This is a genomic window from Rhizobacter sp., from assembly GCF_032229685.1.
In the GTDB taxonomy this organism is placed as follows: domain Bacteria; phylum Pseudomonadota; class Gammaproteobacteria; order Burkholderiales; family Burkholderiaceae_C; genus LMDS01.
Genome location: NZ_JAVTWP010000020.1, coordinates 28,617 through 45,914 on the forward strand (window position 1 = coordinate 28,617; position 17,298 = coordinate 45,914).

The 17,298-nt window shown below is 66.5% G+C and carries 15 protein-coding genes; 4 read left to right on the top strand and 11 right to left on the bottom strand.

The features are described 5' to 3' along the window. The first annotated feature begins 37 nt into the window (after positions 1-37). Positions 38-592 (top strand): flavodoxin family protein, encoded by a 555-nt coding sequence (locus tag AC30PD_RS08470; protein ID WP_489535213.1) that lies wholly within the window; start codon positions 38-40, stop codon positions 590-592. Between the two features lie 71 nt (positions 593-663). Then, complete coding sequence (locus AC30PD_RS08475) at positions 664-1,368, top strand: DUF599 domain-containing protein (protein WP_489535214.1); 705 nt, start codon at positions 664-666, stop codon at positions 1,366-1,368. 3 nt (positions 1,369-1,371) lie between these two features. On the opposite strand, the gene egtB is transcribed toward AC30PD_RS08475, so the two are convergent. Beyond that, the gene (gene egtB, locus AC30PD_RS08480) at positions 1,372-2,661 is read right to left on the bottom strand and encodes an ergothioneine biosynthesis protein EgtB (RefSeq protein ID WP_489535215.1); all 1,290 of its coding nucleotides are present in this window, start codon (positions 2,659-2,661) and stop codon (positions 1,372-1,374) included. An 8-nt stretch (positions 2,662-2,669) separates the two neighbouring features. Continuing rightward, entirely contained in the window at positions 2,670-3,410 is a 741-nt protein-coding gene (locus AC30PD_RS08485; RefSeq protein WP_489535216.1) for a sulfurtransferase, read from the bottom strand. A 42-nt stretch (positions 3,411-3,452) separates the two neighbouring features. On the opposite strand from AC30PD_RS08485, the gene dnaE reads away from it, so the two are divergent. Beyond that, entirely contained in the window at positions 3,453-6,965 is a 3,513-nt protein-coding gene (dnaE, locus tag AC30PD_RS08490) for a DNA polymerase III subunit alpha (RefSeq protein ID WP_489535217.1), read from the top strand. Positions 6,966-7,015: 50 nt separating this feature from the next. After that, on the top strand, positions 7,016-8,209 hold the full coding sequence (locus AC30PD_RS08495; RefSeq protein ID WP_489535218.1) for a patatin-like phospholipase family protein: 1,194 nt from the start codon (positions 7,016-7,018) through the stop codon (positions 8,207-8,209). A gap of 10 nt (positions 8,210-8,219) precedes the next feature. Here AC30PD_RS08495 and AC30PD_RS08500 read toward each other — a convergent pair whose 3' ends face one another. From AC30PD_RS08500 to AC30PD_RS08540, 9 genes are all read right to left on the bottom strand, one after another. Then, complete coding sequence (locus tag AC30PD_RS08500; RefSeq protein WP_489535219.1) at positions 8,220-8,567, bottom strand: ComEA family DNA-binding protein; 348 nt, start codon at positions 8,565-8,567, stop codon at positions 8,220-8,222. A gap of 142 nt (positions 8,568-8,709) precedes the next feature. Then, a complete protein-coding gene (gene rfaD, locus AC30PD_RS08505) occupies positions 8,710-9,705 on the bottom strand; it encodes an ADP-glyceromanno-heptose 6-epimerase (RefSeq protein ID WP_489535220.1) in 996 nt (331 codons plus the stop codon). Further along, positions 9,702-10,643: a D-glycero-beta-D-manno-heptose-7-phosphate kinase gene (gene rfaE1, locus AC30PD_RS08510; RefSeq protein WP_489535221.1), complete on the bottom strand. Its 942-nt coding sequence runs from the start codon at positions 10,641-10,643 to the stop codon at positions 9,702-9,704. The genes rfaD and rfaE1 overlap by 4 nt, the downstream gene beginning before the upstream one ends. Beyond that, positions 10,640-11,794 carry a lipopolysaccharide assembly protein LapB gene (gene lapB, locus AC30PD_RS08515; RefSeq protein WP_489535222.1) on the bottom strand — a complete coding sequence of 385 codons (1,155 nt, stop codon included), beginning with the start codon at positions 11,792-11,794 and terminating at the stop codon, positions 10,640-10,642. The genes rfaE1 and lapB overlap by 4 nt, the downstream gene beginning before the upstream one ends. Continuing rightward, positions 11,784-12,095 carry a LapA family protein gene (locus tag AC30PD_RS08520; protein WP_489535223.1) on the bottom strand — a complete coding sequence of 104 codons (312 nt, stop codon included), beginning with the start codon at positions 12,093-12,095 and terminating at the stop codon, positions 11,784-11,786. Before AC30PD_RS08520 ends, lapB begins: the two co-directional genes overlap by 11 nt. Positions 12,096-12,142: 47 nt before the next feature. Further along, positions 12,143-12,484 carry an integration host factor subunit beta gene (locus AC30PD_RS08525; RefSeq protein ID WP_489535224.1) on the bottom strand — a complete coding sequence of 114 codons (342 nt, stop codon included), beginning with the start codon at positions 12,482-12,484 and terminating at the stop codon, positions 12,143-12,145. 22 nt (positions 12,485-12,506) lie between these two features. Next, positions 12,507-14,228 (bottom strand): 30S ribosomal protein S1, encoded by a 1,722-nt coding sequence (gene rpsA / locus AC30PD_RS08530; protein ID WP_489535225.1) that lies wholly within the window; start codon positions 14,226-14,228, stop codon positions 12,507-12,509. Positions 14,229-14,375: 147 nt separating this feature from the next. After that, on the bottom strand, positions 14,376-16,379 hold the full coding sequence (locus AC30PD_RS08535) for a bifunctional 3-phosphoshikimate 1-carboxyvinyltransferase/cytidylate kinase (protein ID WP_489535226.1): 2,004 nt from the start codon (positions 16,377-16,379) through the stop codon (positions 14,376-14,378). A gap of 34 nt (positions 16,380-16,413) precedes the next feature. After that, on the bottom strand, positions 16,414-17,298 hold the full coding sequence (locus AC30PD_RS08540) for a prephenate dehydrogenase (protein WP_489535227.1): 885 nt from the start codon (positions 17,296-17,298) through the stop codon (positions 16,414-16,416).

Consider the following 17,298-nt stretch of genomic DNA (forward strand, 5'->3'; position numbering starts at 1 on the left):
ATTGCCCGACCCTTTGTATTCACAACGAAAGAACCCCATGCCCAAGATCGTGATCGTCTACCACAGCGGCTACGGCCACACCGCGAAAGTCGCACAGGCCGTGGCCGAAGCCGCCGGCGGTTCGCTGCTCGCCATCGACGCCGAAGGCAACCTGCCCGAAGGCGGCTGGGAAACGCTGGCCGCGGCCGACGCCATCGTGTTCGGCTCGCCGACCTACATGGGCAGCGCGTCGTGGCAGTTCAAGAAGTTCGCCGACGCCTCTTCCAAGCCCTGGTTCATGAAACAGTGGCGCGACAAGCTCGCCGCCGGCTTCACCAACTCGGCGACGCTGAACGGCGACAAGTTCTCGACCATCCAGCAGATGATCACGCTGTCGCAACAGCACGGCATGCTGTGGGTCGGCATGGGCATGCACGCGCCAAACGCCAAGGCCTCGACGCGCGACGACCCCAACAACGTCGGCGGCTATTCCGGCCTGATGACGGTCACGCCTTCCGACGCTTCGGCCGACGAAATGGTGCCGGGCGACATCGCCACGGCCAAGCTGTTCGGCAAGCGCGTGGCCGACACGGCCGCACGTCTGGCACGCTGAGCCTCACTGAAAGCGCCTGCGCCACGCGCAGGCGCTTGTTCGCGCGGCGGCGCCCTTGATACAGTCGCCGTGTGGAAAAGATCATCACCGTGCTCACGGTGCTGCCCTGGGTTGACTGGGCTGCGCTGCTGCTGTTCTTCGCCGGCTGGGCCGGCTATGCGCACTTTGCGCGCCTGCGGGCTGACTCGCACCGTTCGGTGCTCGGCACCACCAACGCCGTGCGCCGCGAGTGGATGCTGCAGACCACCTACCGCGAAGTGCGTGTGATCGACGGCGTGGTGATCCAGAACCTCTCGACCAGCCCGTCGTTCTTCGCGTCGACCACCATCCTGATCATCGGCGGGCTGCTCGCGGTGCTGGGCGGGGACAAGGCAAACGAGCTGGTGCGCGACCTGCCTTTCGCGGCCCGCACCACCACGCTGATCTTCGACCTGAAGCTCATTCTGCTGCTCGGCATCTTCGTGTACGTGTTCTTCCGCTTCACGTGGTCGATGCGGCAATACACCTTCGGCGCGCTGCTGGTGGCGGCCGCGCCCGAGGCCGAGCGCTTCATCAGCGAAGGCCTGTCACGAGAAGAGTTTGCCGACAAGGCGGGGCGCATCGTCGGCCTGGCCGCCGAGACCTTCAACGATGGCTTGAGGGGCTACTACTTCGCGTTCGCTGCGATCGGCTGGTTCTTTTCGCCGATCGTCTTTCTGGTGGCGACCGCGGGGGTGGTCTACATCCTCTATCAGCGAGAGTTCCGCTCCGAGGTCTTGAGCGTGCTCAACTCGTGAAGCTCAGGCGTCGCGCGCGAGGCGCACGCCGCTGAACTGCCACTGCGCGTCGGGCGGGAAGAAGTTGCGGTAGCTCGCCCGCATGTGCCCGGCCGGCGTGGCGCACGAGCCGCCACGCAGCACGTACTGGTTGCACATGAACTTGCCGTTGTACTCGCCCACCGCGCCGGGCAGGGCGCGGTAGCCGGGGTAGGGGCTGTACGACGACTGCGTCCATTCCCATACGTCACCGAACATCTGCAGCGGCTCGTCGTCGCACGCGTCGTCGGCCGGCAGCGGGTGGTAGGCGCCGCGGTCGGCGAAGTTCGGGCGCTGCGGGGTGCGCAGGCTGCGCGCGGCCAGTTCCCACTCCACCTCGGTCGGCAACCTCGCGCCGGACCAGCGGGCGAACGCCTCGGCCTCGAAGTAGCTCAGGTGGCACACCGGCGTGCGCGGGTCGATCTCGACTTCGCCATGCAAGGTGTGGTTCAGCCACGCGCCGTCCGCCTGACGCCAATACAGCGGCGCTTTGCGCTGGCCACTGCGCACCCAGTCCCAGCCCATCGAAAGCCACAACTCGGGGCGCCGGTAGCCGCCATCGTCCATGAAGGCGAGGTATTCGCCATACGTGGCCGGGCGCGAGGCGATCTCGAACGGCGCCGTGTACGCGCGGTGACGCGGGCCTTCGTTGTCGAAACTGAAGGCGCCGTCGAGCGCTGCGTCGAAGCCGTGGTCGATCAAGCCGCCCTCGAAGCCGTGCCAGCGCAGTGGCTGCGCATGCACTGTGGTCATGGGCCAGCGTTTGGCGTAGGGCGTTTGTTGTGGGACGAAGGACAGCGCGTGCTTGATGTCGGTCAGCAGCAACTCCTGGTGCTGCTGTTCGTGGTGCAGGCCGAGCGTGACGAGTTCATGCAGCGCTTGGTCATCGGTGCGCGAGGCGAGCAGCCGCTGCATGCGCGCATCGACGTCGGCGCGGTAGTGAAGCACCTCGGCCAGCGTGGGCCGCGTGATCAACCCGCGCTGGCCACGCGGGTGCATTTCGCCCACGCCCTGGTAGTAGCTGTTGAACAGCACGCGGAAGCTGGGGTCGAAAGGCTTGAACGCAGGCTCGAAACGTTCGAGGATGAAGGTCTCGAAGAACCACGTGATGTGCGCGAGGTGCCATTTGCTCGGGCTCGCGTCGGGCATCGACTGCACCTGGCAGTCTTCCGGCGACAGCGGCGCCACCAGTGCCACGGTGGCCTCTCGCACGTCGGCGAAGGCACGCGCGAGCGGGCTGGCGTGCAAGGGCGCAAGGCGCGGGGTCGACTTCATGGCGAGAGTTATAGCGGGGGTGTCGGCGCAAGTGTGTCAGACAAGGCCTCGCGTTCGTCGAAGACGAAACAATTCCCTTCGAAGTGCTGGCCACCGACGTCCTTGAAGTATTGAAGGATCCCACCTTCGAGTTGCAGAACGTTCTCGACCCCGGCCTCGCGCATCAGCAACGCCGCTTTTTCGCAGCGGATGCCGCCGGTGCAGTAGCTCACCACGGTCTTGCCGGTCAACTGGTCGCGGTGCGCCGCCAGTGCCGCGGGAAAGTCGCTGAACTTCGCGATGCGCCAGTCGTGCGCGCCGGTGAATCGCCCGTGATCGACCTCGAAAGCGTTGCGCGTGTCGAGCGTGACGACCGGCCGGCCAGCGTCGTCGTGGCCGTTCGACAACCACCGCGCCAGCGTGCGCGCGTCGACGGCCGGCGCCCGCTCGTCTTGCGGCCGGATCATCGGGTGGTTCATGCGGATGATCTCGGGCTTGACCTTCACGATCAGCTTGCCGAAGGGCACGCCGTCGGATTCGCTTTCTTTGGTGACAAGATCGGCAAAAGGGTCTTGTGCGAGCAGCCAGCGCACGAAAGCCTGCATGTCTGCCTGGGCACCGGCCATGAACAGGTTGATGCCTTCTTCGGCCAGCAGCACCGTGCCGCGCAGCCGGCAGGCCTGTGCCTGCGCACGAATGCGGTCGCGCCAAGCGGCAGGTTCCCCGAGGTGCACAAACTTGTAAGCCGAGACATTCAGAATTGATTTCACGGCGCAAATTTTACGGGCCGCGCCTTCCCTAAAATGCGGCGCATGGCATTCGTTCACCTGCGCACCCACACCGAATTTTCCGTCGCCGATGGCACCTTGCGCATCGACGAAGCGGTGGCTGCGGCCGCCGCAGACAAACAGGCTGCGCTGGCCATCACCGACCTCGCCAACCTGTTCGGCGCCGTCAAGTTCTACAGCGCGGCACGCAAGCGCGGCGTCAAGCCGATCATCGGCGCCGATCTCTGGGTCGAACCCGCCAGCGGCGAAAAAGCGGCGACCCGATTGCTCGTGCTGGTGCAGAACAACCAGGGTTACCTGAACCTGTGCGAGCTGCTCTCACGTGCCTGGCTGCAGAACGAGCAGCGCGCCCAGGCGCTCGTCAAATGGGACTGGCTCGGTGAGCTCGGCGCGGGGCTGATCGTGTTGTCGGGCGCGGAGCAGGGCGCCGTCGGGCAGGCGCTCGTCGCCGGCGACACGGCCCGTGCGCAAGCGCATGCGCTGCGGCTGGCCGCGCTGTTCCCGAACCGTTTCTACATCGAGCTGCAACGCGCCGGCCTGCCCGGCAACGAAGCGCACGTGCGCGCGGCGGCTGCGCTCGCGGCCACCTGCAAGTTGCCGGTCGTCGCCACCCACCCGGTGCAGTTTCTGGCGCCCGATGATTTTGAAGCGCACGAAGCGCGTGTGTGTGTCTCCGAAGGCGAGATGCTCGGCAACCCGCGCCGTGTGAAACGCTTCAGCCAGGAGCAGTATTTCAAGTCGCAGGCGCAGATGGAAGCGCTGTTCGCCGACCTGCCGAGCGCCGTGCGCAACAGTGTCGAAATCGCGAAGCGCTGCAGCCTCACGCTGGTGCTCGGCAAGCCGCAGCTGCCCGACTTCGCCACCCCGCTGGTCGACGGCAAACAACTCGCCATGCCCGAGTACTTTGCGCTCGCCTCTCACCAGGGGCTGGAAGCGCGGCTGCTGCAGCTCTACCCCGACGCCGCGCAGCGCGACAAGCAGCGCCCGCGTTACGTCGAGCGGCTCGACTTCGAGATCGCGACCATCCTGAAGATGGGTTTCCCGGGCTACTTCCTGATCGTGGCCGACTTCATCAACTGGGCGCAGAAGAACGGCTGCCCGGTCGGCCCGGGGCGGGGTTCGGGAGCCGGTTCGCTGGTGGCCTATTCGCTCAACATCACCGGCCTCGACCCGCTGCAATACAACCTGCTGTTCGAACGTTTCCTGAACCCGGAGCGGGTGTCGATGCCCGACTTCGACATCGACTTCTGCCAGGCCAACCGCGAACGTGTGATCGACTACGTGAAGGCCAAGTACGGCCGCGACGCGGTGAGCCAGATCGCCACCTTCGGCACCATGGCGGCCAAGGCGGCACTGCGTGACGTGGGGCGCGTGCTGGGCATGGGCTACGGCCATGTCGACTCGATTGCCAAGCTCATCCCCGCCCCGCCGGGCAAACAGGTCACGCTGGCCAAGGTGCCCGAGAACCCCGACGCGGGCCTGATCTACGCGCGCCGTGAAGCGCCCGAGCTCGAACAACGCGAAGCGGCCGAAGTCGAGGTGGCGGAGCTGTTGTCGCTCGCCGCGCGCGTCGAGGGCATCACACGCAACGTCGGCATGCACGCCGGCGGCGTGTTGATCGCGCCCGGCAAGATCACCGACTTCTGCCCGCTCTACATGCAGCCCGGCAGCGACAGCGCCGTGAGCCAGTTCGACAAGGACGACGTGGAAGCGATCGGCCTCGTCAAGTTCGACTTTCTGGGCCTGGCGACGCTGACGATCCTCGAGATCGCGAAAGAGTTCATCCTGAAGCGGCGCCCGCAGTACGCGGGCTTCGACTACGACAAGCTGCCGCTCGACGACGCGCGCGTTTACAAGCTCTTTTCAGAAGGCCGCACCGAGTCGGTGTTCCAGTTCGAAAGCTCGGGCATGCAGCGCATGCTGAAAGACGCGAAGCCCACGCGCATCGAAGACCTGATCGCGCTGAACGCGATGTTCCGGCCCGGGCCGATGGAAAATATCCCGACCTTCTGCGCCCGCAAACACGGCCGCGAAGAGGTGAGTTACCCGCACCCCTTGCTCGAAACCGTGCTCGGCGAAACCTACGGCGTGATGGTGTACCAAGAGCAGGTGATGCAGGCCGCGCAGGTGCTGGGCGGTTACTCGCTCGGCGGCGCCGACCTGCTGCGCCGTGCGATGGGCAAGAAGAAGGCCGAAGAGATGGCCACGCACCGCGAGATCTTTCGCACCGGTGCGGCCAAGAAGGAGATCGCGGCCGACGTGGCCGACGAAGTCTTCGACCTGATGGAAAAGTTCGCGGGCTACGGCTTCAACAAGTCGCACGCCGCCGCGTATTCGCTGCTCGCGTACCACACCGGCTGGATCAAGGTGCACTGCACGGCCGAGTTCTTCGCCGCCAACATGACGGTGGAGATGGACGACACCGACAAGCTGCGGGTCTTGATGCTCGACCTGCGCAACTTCGGCCTGGTGTTGCACGCGCCCGATGTGAACAAGGGTGTGTACCGCTTCGAGCCCGTGAGCGACAAGGAAATCCAGTACGGTCTGGGCGCCGTCAAGGGCACAGGGCAGGGCGCGATCGAAGCGGTCGTGAAGGCGCGCACCGAAGGCGGCCCGTTCAAGAGCTTGTTCGACTTCTGTGCTCGCGTCGACCGCCAGCGCATCAACAAGCGGGTGGTCGAAGCGCTCATCAAGGCCGGTGCGTTCGACGCATTGCACCCCGAGCGTTCGGCCATGCTGGCGAGCGTGAGCCTCGCGCTCGACTGGGCCGACTCGCAGGCCGCGCACGCCGACCAGGGCGGCCTGTTCGACTTCGGCCCGGACGAAGAAAGCAGCCACGCGGCGAGCACGCAGGAGCCGGCGCTGGTGTCGGCCGAAGCCTGGAGCATCAAGGAGCGGCTCACGCTCGAGAAGGGCGCGCTGGGCTACTACTTGTCGGGCCACTTGTTCGACCAGAGTGGTGAAGAGGTGCGGCGCTTCGCCAAACGCAGAATAGAAGACCTGCTCGACAGCCGCGAGCCGCAACTGCTGGCCGGCATCGTGAGCGACCTGCGCGTGATCAACGGCCAGCGCGGGCGTGTGGCGATCTTTAAGCTCGACGACAAGAGCGAAGTGATCGAGGCGGTCGCGAACGAAGACCTGCTCAACGCCAACCGCGACCTGCTGAAAGACGACGAACTGATCATCGTGCAGGGCAAGGTGCAGCCCGATCGTTTCTCGGGCGGCCTGCGCCTCACCGTCGCGCAGGTCTGGGACCTGGCCGGCGCGCGCTGCCGCTTCGGCAAGTACCTGCGTGTGGAAGTGAACGGCAGCGTGCCGCCGGTGGCCGACGTGCTGCGCGACTTTCCGTCGCGCCGCGTCGCCACCGAACACGGTGATCTGGCTCAGGGCCTGACGGTGCGCCTGCAACTGCAGCGCGACAACGCGAGCGGCGAGCTCGACCTGGGCGACTCGGCACGCTTCTACCCCACCGACGCCGCGCTCGACCGCTGGCGCGCCGGCGCGCGCAACGGCCGCGCCGTGGTGGTGTACGAGTGACGGCCGCGGGCCGGCCTTCAGTCGGGGTTCGCCTCGGCCGATAAAGCGTGATGGCTGAAACCAGCGCCACGCCCCAACCCACCACCGGCCTCGTGCTCACCGGCGGCGGTGCACGCGCGGCCTACCAGGTGGGTGTGTTGAAGGCGATTGCGCAGATTCGGCGCGACAGTGGCGCCCCCGCCGCCAACCCGTTCCCGGTGATCGCCGGCACCTCGGCCGGCGCCATCAACGCGGCCGCACTCGCGTGCCGCGCCGACAACTTCGACGCGGCCGTCGACACGATCTGCGAGGTCTGGGAGAACTTCCACGCCGAACAGGTGTACCGCTCCGATTCTTTCGGCGTGATCCGCACCGGCGCGCGCTGGTTGACGATGATGTCGATCGGCTGGGTGATCGCACGCTGGCGCCGCGCCAAGCCGCGTTCGCTGCTCGACAACTCGCCGCTTCAAGAGCTGCTGAGCCGGCTCGTCAGCACCGAGCGCCTGCACCAGGTGATGCAGGACGGCCACCTGAAAGCGCTGGCCGTCACCGCGTCGAGCTACGGGTCGGGTCTGCACGTGACCTTCTACGACGCCGTGGCCGACATCCTGCCGTGGACCCGCTCGCAGCGCATCGCCGTGCGCGACGCGATCGGCGTGCCACACCTGCTCGCCTCGTCGGCGATCCCGTTCGTGTTCCCGGCCGTGGCGCTGAACATCGGCGGCCATACCGAGTATTGCGGTGACGGTTCGATGCGCCAGGCCGCGCCGATCTCGCCGGCGGTGCACTTGGGCGCCGAGCGCATCCTCGTGGTCGGTGCCGGGCGCATGCACGAACCGCCTGGTGAACGCGCCGGCAGCAGCGAGTACCCGAACCTCGCGCAGATCGCCGGCCACGCGTTGTCGAACATCTTTCTCGATGCGCTGGCGGTCGACGTCGAGCGCCTGCAGCGCATCAACAGCACACTGGCGCTGCTGACACCCGAGGCGCGTGCGCACAGCAGTCTGAAACCGATCGACGTGCTGGTGATCGCGCCGAGCCAGCGCCTGGACGACATCGCTGCACGCCACCTCGGCGCCTTGCCCTTGCCGATCCGCGGCATGCTGCGCGGCGTGGGCGTGGAAGGGCGTGGCAACGACGCGCGCGGCGCGGCACTGGCGAGCTACCTGCTGTTCGAAGCGCCGTACACACGCGAGCTGATGGCGCTCGGTGTGGCCGACACCATGAAGCGGCGTGCCGACGTGGTGAGCTTCTTCGGCTGGTAGCTGCGTCGCTTCACTTCTTGGCGGCTTCTTTCGGTGTGGTGCCGGCCTTGTTCGCGGCCCGGGGCGCGGGCGCCGGGCTGGTGTTGGCCACATAGGTGGCGCCGTTGACGGTCAGGCCTTCGCCCGAAAACTTTGCCGAGTTGCCGCTGCCGATGCCCTTCACGCGCTCGGCCAGATCGGGCCAGTCCTTGAAGGCGCCGGCCTTGCGGGCTTCGAGGATCTTGGTCGACATCGCCGGGCCGACACCCTTGATGGTTTCGAGTTCGGCCTGGCTGGCCTTGTTCACTTCGACGGCAGCGAAAGCGAAAGCGGCGCCGAGTGCGAGCACGGTGGCGAGCAGGATCTTGATCAGGTTCATGGGGTTCTCCAGTGTTTCGAGCGCTGCGGAATTGCAGGCTCTGGCTGGATTGTTCGAGGCCACGCCGGGCTTGAAAATCGCCACGGCGGGCCAGCCCGAAAGACCACCCCCGAAAGGTGGATGCCGCCGACGCGTCAGCGCTTCACGCTGCCGTTTGCGCGAGCCAGTTCACATACGCCCGCACGCCGTGGGCCACATCGGCGAAGCGATGCTCGCAGCCGGTCGAGCGCAGTTGCGTCAGGTCGGCCTGGGTGAAGCTCTGGTACTTGCCGACCAGCGCGGCGGGGAAGTCGATGTATTCGACCAGGCCACGCCGTACGAGTTCGTCGAGCGCCAGCGCCGGTTCCCCTTTCAGCGCGCGCGCCGCGTTCACGGTTGCCACGGCCACGTCGTTGAACGGCTGGGCGCGGCCGGTGCCCAGGTTGAAGATGCCGCTGCGGTCGGGGTGTTCCAGGAACCAGAGGTTGACGGCGACCACGTCGTCCACGAACACGAAGTCGCGGCTTTGCTGCCCGGGGCCGTAGCCGCCGTACTCGCCGAAGAGCTTGACCTTGCCGGTCTCGGCAAACTGGTTGAAGTGGTGGAAAGCGACCGAGGCCATGCGTGCCTTGTGCTGCTCGCGCGGGCCGTAGACGTTGAAGTAGCGAAACCCGGCGATCTGCGTGCCAGCGCCCGGCAAGACGCGCCGCACCACGTTGTCGAAGAGCAGCTTCGAGTAGCCGTAGACATTGAGCGGGCGCTCGAAATCGGGTGTCTCGACGAACGACGCGCTGCCGCCGTAGGTGGCGGCCGACGACGCGTAGAGCAGGCGTGTGCCTTGGGCCTGGCACGCGTCGAGCAGGTCTTTCGAGCAACGGTAGTTCGTCTCCATCATGAAGCGGCCGTTGTGCTCCATGGTGTCGGAGCAGGCGCCCTGGTGCAGCACCGCGTCGACCCGGCCGAACTCGCCACGCGCGAAGCGGGCGTAGAACTCGCTCTTGTCGAGGTAGTCGCTCAGCTGTGCGCCGAGCAGGTTCTTGTACTTGGGCCCGTCGGTCATGTCGTCGACGGCGATCACGTCGTCGATGCCGATCTTGTTCAAGCCGTGGACGAGGTTGCTGCCGATCATGCCGGCCGCTCCGGTGACGACGACTTTCATGCAAAGAGCTCCTCGTAGCTGACACTGGCCGTGCCGAATTTGCCGACCACGATGCCGCCAGCGCGGTTGGCCAGCGGCATCGCTTCGCGCAGGCTGAGCCCACACGCGAGCATGGCCGCCAGCGTGGCGATCACGGTGTCGCCAGCACCGGTCACGTCGAACACTTCGCGCGCTTGCGCGGGCACGCGGGCGTGGCCGCCGTCGCGTGCGTCGCCGTCGAAGAGTGACATCCCGTCTTCGGAGCGGGTCAGCATCAGGCCTTCTAGGCGGTGCTCGGCGCGCAAGGCCTGGGCGCGTTCGACGAGCTGTGCCTCGCTGGCCCAGGTGCCGATCACCTGCGCGAGTTCGGCACGGTTCGGGGTGATCACCGTGGCACCGGCGTAGCGGCTGTAGTCGCTGCCCTTCGGGTCGATCAACACCGGCTTGCCGGCGGCGCGAGCCGACTCGATCATGCGCGGAATGTGCGTCAGGCCGCCCTTGCCGTAGTCCGAGAACAGCACCGCATCGTGCCCGGGCAACACGCGTTCGTAGTCGCTCAGCATGGCCGAGAGCACTTCGTGATCGGGCTGGTTCTCGAAGTCGACACGGATCAACTGCTGGTTGCGGCCGATCACGCGCAGCTTGACGATGGTGTAGAGCTGCGGGTCGCTGCCGAGCAGGGCGGCCACGCCTTCCGCTTCGAGCAGGGCGCGCAGTTTGCGGGCCGGCTCGTCGTCGCCGACGACGGTCAGCAGCGTGGCCTGCGCGCCGAGTGTCTTGACGTTCAGCGCCACGTTGGCGGCGCCACCCAGGCGCTCTTCTTCGCGGTTGACACGCACCACCGGCACCGGCGCTTCGGGCGAGATGCGGTCGACGGCGCCGAACCAGTAGCGGTCGAGCATCGCGTCGCCCACCACCAGGACACGCGCCTGGGCCAGGCGCTCGCGGGTGATTTTCATGCCAGGTCCTCCAGCCGCTGCGGCGGGTAGCTGTCCCAGCTCGAGCAGCCCGGGCATTGCCAGAAATAGTGCTGGGCCTCGAAGCCGCAGGCGGCGCAGCGGTAACGCCGCAGCGGCTGCGCCGCGCGGCCGACGGCGTCGCGCAGGGCCTGGGTTTCGGGCTCGTTGAACGTGCCGCCAGGTTGCTGGCCGAGCAGGCCTTGCGCGGCCGACAGCGAAGGGTGGTCGCGCAGGTGGGCGAGCAGGCGTTCGCGTTGCCGCGCCGGGTCGGTGTCGAGCAGGGCGATGGCTTCGAGCAGGTCGAGCGTGGGCGCACGTTGGTAGAGGTCTTGCAGACGCACCAGCGCTGCCGCCGTCTCGCCGCTGGCGAGCGCACTCTGCGCGTATTCGCGCGCCACGAGGTTGAAGGCGGCCGGGTGCGCCACCAGCAGCACGCCCCACAGCGCGAGCACTTCGGCATGCGCGCCGAGACGCAATGCGCGCTGACCCGCCAGCACGAGCGGGCGGGCCGCCTGCGGCGCGGCATCGCGTGCGCGCTTGAGCGCTGCATCGGCTTCTTCGGTCTGGTGTTTTGCATCGGCCTCGAGCGCGATCTCGCACCAGTAGTGCGAGATGCGTGAGGCAAAGCTGCCGGTGCCACGCTGTTCGAGCTTTTGCGCCACTTCGGCCGCCGCGCGCCAGTCGCGCGAGCGCTCGTGCAGGGTCAACAGCGCGAGGCGCGCTTCGGTGTCGAAGCCGGTGCCGTCGAGGGCCTTGTAGGCCACTTCGGCGCGGTCGAACAGGCCGGCCTTCATGAAGTCTTGTGCCAGCGCGTGCTGGGCGCGGTCACGCTCGCTGCGTGGCAGGTCGGCGCGGTGCAGAAGGTGCTCGTGCACGCGAACGGCGCGTTCGTACTCGCCACGGCGGCGGAACAGGTTGCCGAGCGCGAAGTGCAGGTCGGAGGTGTCGGGGTCTTGCTGGACGGCTTCGATGAAGGCGTCGATCGCCTTGTCCTGCTGTTCGTTGAGAAGCAGGTTCAGGCCCTTGTAATAGGCCTTGGGCGAATCTTTCTGCTCGCGACGCCACTGCTTCAGGTCGAAGCGCGACGCGAGCCAGCCGAGCGCAAACGTCAGCGGCAGGCCGAGCAGGAGCCACTGCAGGTCAAAGTCCATCGCGGGGCGGGTGGGGCAGCAGGGAATCGGGTGCGAGGGTCGTGGGCACCGGTTCAGGCGTCGGCGCCACCACGGGCGCGTGCTTGCGTGCCACGCGGCGGTGGCGCCACCAGCTCGGCACCATCGCGAACACGCCGAAGGCACAACCGAGCGCGAAAGCGGCCAGCACGATGAAGACCATCGGCGCGCGCCACTCCTGGCCGAAGAACCAGCGGATGCCGGCTTCCTGCTGGTTGTTCAGCGCGAAGGCAAACAGGGTGAAGAAGATGGCGGCTCGAACGAGCCAGACAAAGATTCGCATCGAGACTCCTGCCGCGATTTTAGCGGCCGGCCGACGCGCAACAGGGCCTAAGTGCCCGAGCCTTCGCTTGGCATGCGTGCGGCGTCGACGGGTGCCGCATCGGCGGGCACCTGGGAGTCGACGGCTTCGCGCAGCGCCTTGCCGGGCTTGAAATGCGGAACGAGCTTCTCGGGGATCACCACCTGCTCGCCGCTGCGCGGGTTGCGGCCCACGCGCGGCGGGCGGCGGTTGATCGAGAAGCTGCCAAAACCACGGATCTCGATGCGGTGCCCTTTGGACAAGGCCGAAGACATCGCATCGAGGATCGTCTTGACCGCGAACTCCGTGTCGCGATGCGTCAGCTGGCTGAAACGTTCAGCCAGTTGAGCCACGAGGTCGGAGCGGGTCATTCGAACTCAGCTGGAAAACGGCTTAGCCGTTGTCCTTCTGGTTGTCGAGCTTGGCGCGCAGCAGGGCGCCCAAGCTCGTCGTGCCGGCGTTTTCACGCTCGCTGGTCTGGGCCAGACGGGTCATCGCTTCCTGGTTGTCGGCGTTGTCCTTGGCCTTGATCGAGAGCTGGATCGAACGCGTCTTGCGGTCGACAGCCAGGATCACGGCAGAGACTTCGTCGCCTTCCTTCAGCACGTTGCGCGCGTCTTCGACACGGTCGCGGCTGATTTCGGAAGCGCGCAGGTAGCCCGTCACGTCGTCGTTCAGCTGGATCTCGGCGCCACGCGCGTCGACCATCTTGACCTTGCCGGTCACGGCCATGCCACGGTCGTTGACCGAGGTGTAGCTGGTGAACGGGTCGCTGTCGAGCTGCTTGATGCCGAGCGAAATGCGCTCGCGATCGACGTCGACCGCCAACACGATCGCTTCGACTTCCTGGCCCTTCTTGTAGTTGCGCACGGCGGCTTCGCCCGGCTCGTGCCACGACAGGTCGGACAGGTGCACCAGGCCGTCGATGCCGGCGGCCAGGCCGACGAACACGCCGAAGTCGGTGATCGACTTGACCGGGCCCTTGACGCGGTCACCGCGCTGCACGGTGGTCGAGAACTCTTCCCACGGGTTGGCCTTGCACTGCTTCATGCCCAGGCTGATGCGGCGCTTGTCTTCGTCGATCTCGAGAACCATGACTTCGACTTCGTCGCCGAGCGAAACGATCTTGCTCGGGGCGACGTTCTTGTTGGTCCAGTCCATTTCGGAGACGTGCACCAGGCCTTCGATGCCCGGCTCGATCTCGACGAACGCGCCGTAGTCGGCGATGTTCGTGATCTTGCCGAACAGGCGGGTGCTGTTCGGGTAGCGGCGCGACACGCCGTGCCACGGGTCGTCGCCCAGTTGCTTGATGCCCAGCGAGACGCGGTTCTTCTCGGCGTCGAACTTCAGGACCTTGGCCTGCAGTTCCTGGCCGACCTGCACCACTTCGCTCGGGTGACGCACACGGCGCCAGGCCATGTCGGTGATGTGCAGCAGGCCGTCGATGCCGCCGAGGTCGACGAACGCGCCGTACTCGGTGATGTTCTTGACCACGCCGTTGACGATGGCGCCTTCGGTCAGCGTCTCGAGCAGCTTGGCGCGCTCTTCGCCCATCGAGGCCTCGACGACGGCACGGCGCGACAACACGACGTTGTTGCGCTTGCGGTCGAGCTTGATGACCTTGAACTCCATGGTCTTGCCTTCGAACGGCGACATGTCCTTGACCGGGCGCGTGTCGAGCAGCGAGCCGGGCAGGAAGGCACGGATGCCGTTGACGAGGACGGTCAGGCCGCCCTTGACCTTGCCGTTGACGGTGCCGACCACGAACTCGCCGGATTCGAGCGAGTTCTCGAGCGACAGCCACGATGCCAGGCGCTTGGCCTTGTCGCGCGACAGGATGGTGTCGCCGTAGCCGTTTTCGACCGCGTCGATCGCGACCGAGACGAAATCGCCGACCTGGACTTCGAGCTCGCCCTGGTCGTTCTTGAATTCTTCGATGGGCACATACGCTTCGGACTTGAGGCCGGCATTGACGACCACGAAGCTGTGTTCCACGCGCACCACTTCAGCAGTGATGACTTCGCCGCTGCGCATTTCGGAGCGCGACAGCGACTCCTCGAACATGGCGGCAAAGGATTCCATGCCGCTCGAGGCGGCCACTTGAGTTTGGGACATTGAGGTTTCCGGTGCGGCCTTGCGACCGCGGGGTTGGGTTGAACAACCGCCGCCCTGGCGTGCCTTCGGAAGTGAGTGGCACAGGAGGGAGAGCGACGGACCTTGCTTCTGCTTGCTCTACAACTGACTCTTCTTGCTGTTTGCCGATCAAGTAGCCCCGAACGGCCTGCGTTGTTCCCAGGCTTTCAGCACCGCGTCCACCGAGGCTTCGACGGAAAGTGCCGAGTTGTCCAGCAACACCGCATCCACGGCCGGCTTGAGAGGCGAAACGCTGCGGGTCTGATCCCGGGCGTCGCGTGCTTCCAACTCGGCGCGAAGACTGTCGATATTAGCGGAAATTCCCTTTGAAATCAACTGCTTGTAGCGCCTCTCGGCGCGCGTGGCGGCGCTCGCGGTCAAGAAGACCTTGAACTGCGCGCCGGGGAAGATCACGGTGCCCATGTCGCGCCCGTCGGCCACCAGGCCGGGAATGCGGTGGAACGAGACCTGCAGCGTGCGCAGCGCCGCGCGCACCAGGGGCCAGGCCGACACCTTGGAGGCGAGGGCGCCCACTTCTTCGAGCCGCAGCGTTTCGGTCACGTCCTGGCCGCCGAGGCGGATGGTGCCGGCGTCGAAATGCAGGTCGAGGTTCGAGGCGAGTTGCGCCAGGCGCTGTTCGTCGTCGGCACGCACGCTGGCGCGCATCGCGGCGAGCGCGGTGGCACGGTAGACGGCGCCGGAATCGAGGAAGTGATACCCGAGTGCCTTGGCCACCGCACTGGCGAGCGTGCCCTTGCCCGAAGCGGTGGGGCCGTCGACGGTGATGATCGGCACGTGCTGCGCCGCCGTGCTCACGCGGTCGAACAGCGTTTCGAAGTAGTCGGGAAAGGTCTTGCCGACGCACTGCGGATCGAGGATGCGCACGGGCACGGCCGCGTCGTTGAATGCCGCGAGCGAAAAGCACATGGCGATGCGGTGGTCGTCGTAGGTGTGGATCGCGGCCGGCCGCCAGTGCGTGGGCGGGCTGACCTCGATGAAGTCAGCCCCCTCGACGACATTGGCGCCCAGCTTGCGCAACTCGGCCGCCATTGCTGCGATGCGGTCGGTTTCCTTGACGCGCCAGCTGGCGATGTTGTCGAGCCGGGTCGTGCCGGTGGCGTAGAGCGCCATCACGGCCAGCGTCATCGCGGCGTCGGGGATGTGGTTGCAGTCGAGCGTGATCGCCTTGAGCGGGAACGTGCCGCGTCGCACTTCCAGCCAGCCGGGGCCGCTGGTGATCTGCGCGCCCATGGCCTGCGCCGCCTCGATGAAACGAATGTCGCCCTGGATCGAGTCGGAGCCGACTCCGCCGATCCTGATCGGCGCTTCAGTGGCAGCGATCGCTCCGAGCGCGACGAAGTACGAGGCCGACGACGCGTCGCCTTCGACATGAATGTCACCCGGCGACCGATAGGTGCTGCCTTGCGGGATCGTGAACCGCTGCCAGCCGTCACGCTCGACCGCGATGCCGAAGCGTGCCAGCAGGTTCAGCGTGATCTCCACGTAAGGCTTCGAGATCAGCTCGCCGTCGACTTCGATCACGATGGCCTGCTGCTGCGCGGCCAGCGGCAAGGCCAGCAGCAGGGCGGTGAGGAACTGGCTCGACACGTCGCCGCGCACGCGGATGGGCTGACTCGTTCGCAGCGCGGTCGTTCCGGGCTGCAACCGGAGCGGCGGGAAACCGTCGTTGCCGAGATAGTCGATGGCGCAGCCGAGTTGGCGCAAGGCATCGACCAGGTCGCCGATTGGCCGTTCGTGCATGCGCGGCACGCCACTCAGTTCGAAGCTGCCGCTCTGGGTGGCCGCCAGAACGGCCAACGCGGCGCTGAGCGGGCGCATCGCGGTGCCGGCATTTCCGAGAAAGAGGCTGGCCTCGCGTGTTCGAAGGCGGCCGCCGAGGCCGGTCACATGCAGCGTGTCGCCATGGGCTCGAACCTCGCAACCGAGTGTGCGCAACGCGTCGAGCATCACCTGCGTGTCGTCGGACTCGAGCAGGTCGTGAATGACTGTCGTGCCTGCGCTCAGGCCGGCCAGCAACAGCACCCGGTTCGAGATGCTCTTGGAGCCGGGCAACTGCACATTTCCCGCGGCAGACTGCAGCGGCGGAATATCGAGAAAGCGGGTCTTGAACATTCGGCGGCTGCGCAGCCGTTGCGGCGCAAAAAAATCAGTGGCTGGTGTTCGGCTTGGAAGCGTTCATCTGCCAGCCGGCGCGCGCATCGGAAGCACTGCGGATCATGTCTTCCAGCGCTTCGGCATTGCCCGACTTGATCGCGATTTCCATCGCTTCGAGGGCGTGGCGGACGCGCATCGTCTGCTTCAGCAATTCTTCGCGGTTCGACATCAGGATGTCACGCCAGACGGTCGGGTCGCTCGCGGCGATGCGCGTGAAGTCGCGAAAGCCCGGGCCGGCGAGCGACAAGTAGTCGCGCCCCGCGGGTTGCCGCGCCACCGAATTGAAGTACGCGAAGGCCAGCAGGTGCGGCAGGTGGCTCACCGCGGCGAACGCGGCGTCGTGGTTCTCGGGCGTCATGCGCAAGACCTGCGAGCCGATGGCGGCCCAGGCGTCGGTGGCCTTCTGCACCAGCTCGGGCGAGGTTTGCGGCAGAGGCGTGAGGATCACCTGGCGGCCGTTGTACAGCGCGGCGTCGGCGTGGGCGATGCCAGCCACCTCTTTGCCCGCGATCGGGTGCGCCGGAACGAACGAGCCGATGCGGTCTTTCAGCACGCGCCGGGCGGCATCGACCACGTCACGTTTGGTCGAACCCACGTCCATCAGCAGAAGGCCGGGCTCGACGAGATGGCGAATCGCCTTGAAGGTGGCTTCGGTCGCCGACACCGGCACGGCGATCAACACGATGTCGGAACCCGACACGGCCAGCAGCGCCGATTCGGCAGCAGTGTCGATGATGCCGAGCTTCTTCGCCTTCTCGGTGGTGGAAGGCGACTTGCTGTAGCCGATCACGCGCTTGACGAGGCCGGCACGCTTGAGCGCGAGCGCGAATGATCCGCCCATCAGGCCACAGCCGATCACTCCGAGTTGGTTGAACAT

What these genes read in the sequence shown, in the direction of transcription:
- AC30PD_RS08470 (WP_489535213.1), top strand. Translation starts at nt 38, where the DNA reads ATGCCCAAGATCGTGATCGTCTACCACAGCGGCTACGGCCACACCGCG.
- egtB (WP_489535215.1), bottom strand. Translation starts at nt 2,661, where the DNA reads ATGAAGTCGACCCCGCGCCTTGCGCCCTTGCACGCCAGCCCGCTCGCG.
- dnaE (WP_489535217.1), top strand. Translation starts at nt 3,453, where the DNA reads ATGGCATTCGTTCACCTGCGCACCCACACCGAATTTTCCGTCGCCGAT.
- AC30PD_RS08495 (WP_489535218.1), top strand. Translation starts at nt 7,016, where the DNA reads ATGGCTGAAACCAGCGCCACGCCCCAACCCACCACCGGCCTCGTGCTC.
- AC30PD_RS08500 (WP_489535219.1), bottom strand. Translation starts at nt 8,567, where the DNA reads ATGAACCTGATCAAGATCCTGCTCGCCACCGTGCTCGCACTCGGCGCC.
- rfaD (WP_489535220.1), bottom strand. Translation starts at nt 9,705, where the DNA reads ATGAAAGTCGTCGTCACCGGAGCGGCCGGCATGATCGGCAGCAACCTC.
- rfaE1 (WP_489535221.1), bottom strand. Translation starts at nt 10,643, where the DNA reads ATGAAAATCACCCGCGAGCGCCTGGCCCAGGCGCGTGTCCTGGTGGTG.
- lapB (WP_489535222.1), bottom strand. Translation starts at nt 11,794, where the DNA reads ATGGACTTTGACCTGCAGTGGCTCCTGCTCGGCCTGCCGCTGACGTTT.
- AC30PD_RS08520 (WP_489535223.1), bottom strand. Translation starts at nt 12,095, where the DNA reads ATGCGAATCTTTGTCTGGCTCGTTCGAGCCGCCATCTTCTTCACCCTG.
- AC30PD_RS08525 (WP_489535224.1), bottom strand. Translation starts at nt 12,484, where the DNA reads ATGACCCGCTCCGACCTCGTGGCTCAACTGGCTGAACGTTTCAGCCAG.
- rpsA (WP_489535225.1), bottom strand. Translation starts at nt 14,228, where the DNA reads ATGTCCCAAACTCAAGTGGCCGCCTCGAGCGGCATGGAATCCTTTGCC.
- AC30PD_RS08535 (WP_489535226.1), bottom strand. Translation starts at nt 16,379, where the DNA reads ATGTTCAAGACCCGCTTTCTCGATATTCCGCCGCTGCAGTCTGCCGCG.
- AC30PD_RS08540 (WP_489535227.1), bottom strand. Translation starts at nt 17,298, where the DNA reads ATGTTCAACCAACTCGGAGTGATCGGCTGTGGCCTGATGGGCGGATCA.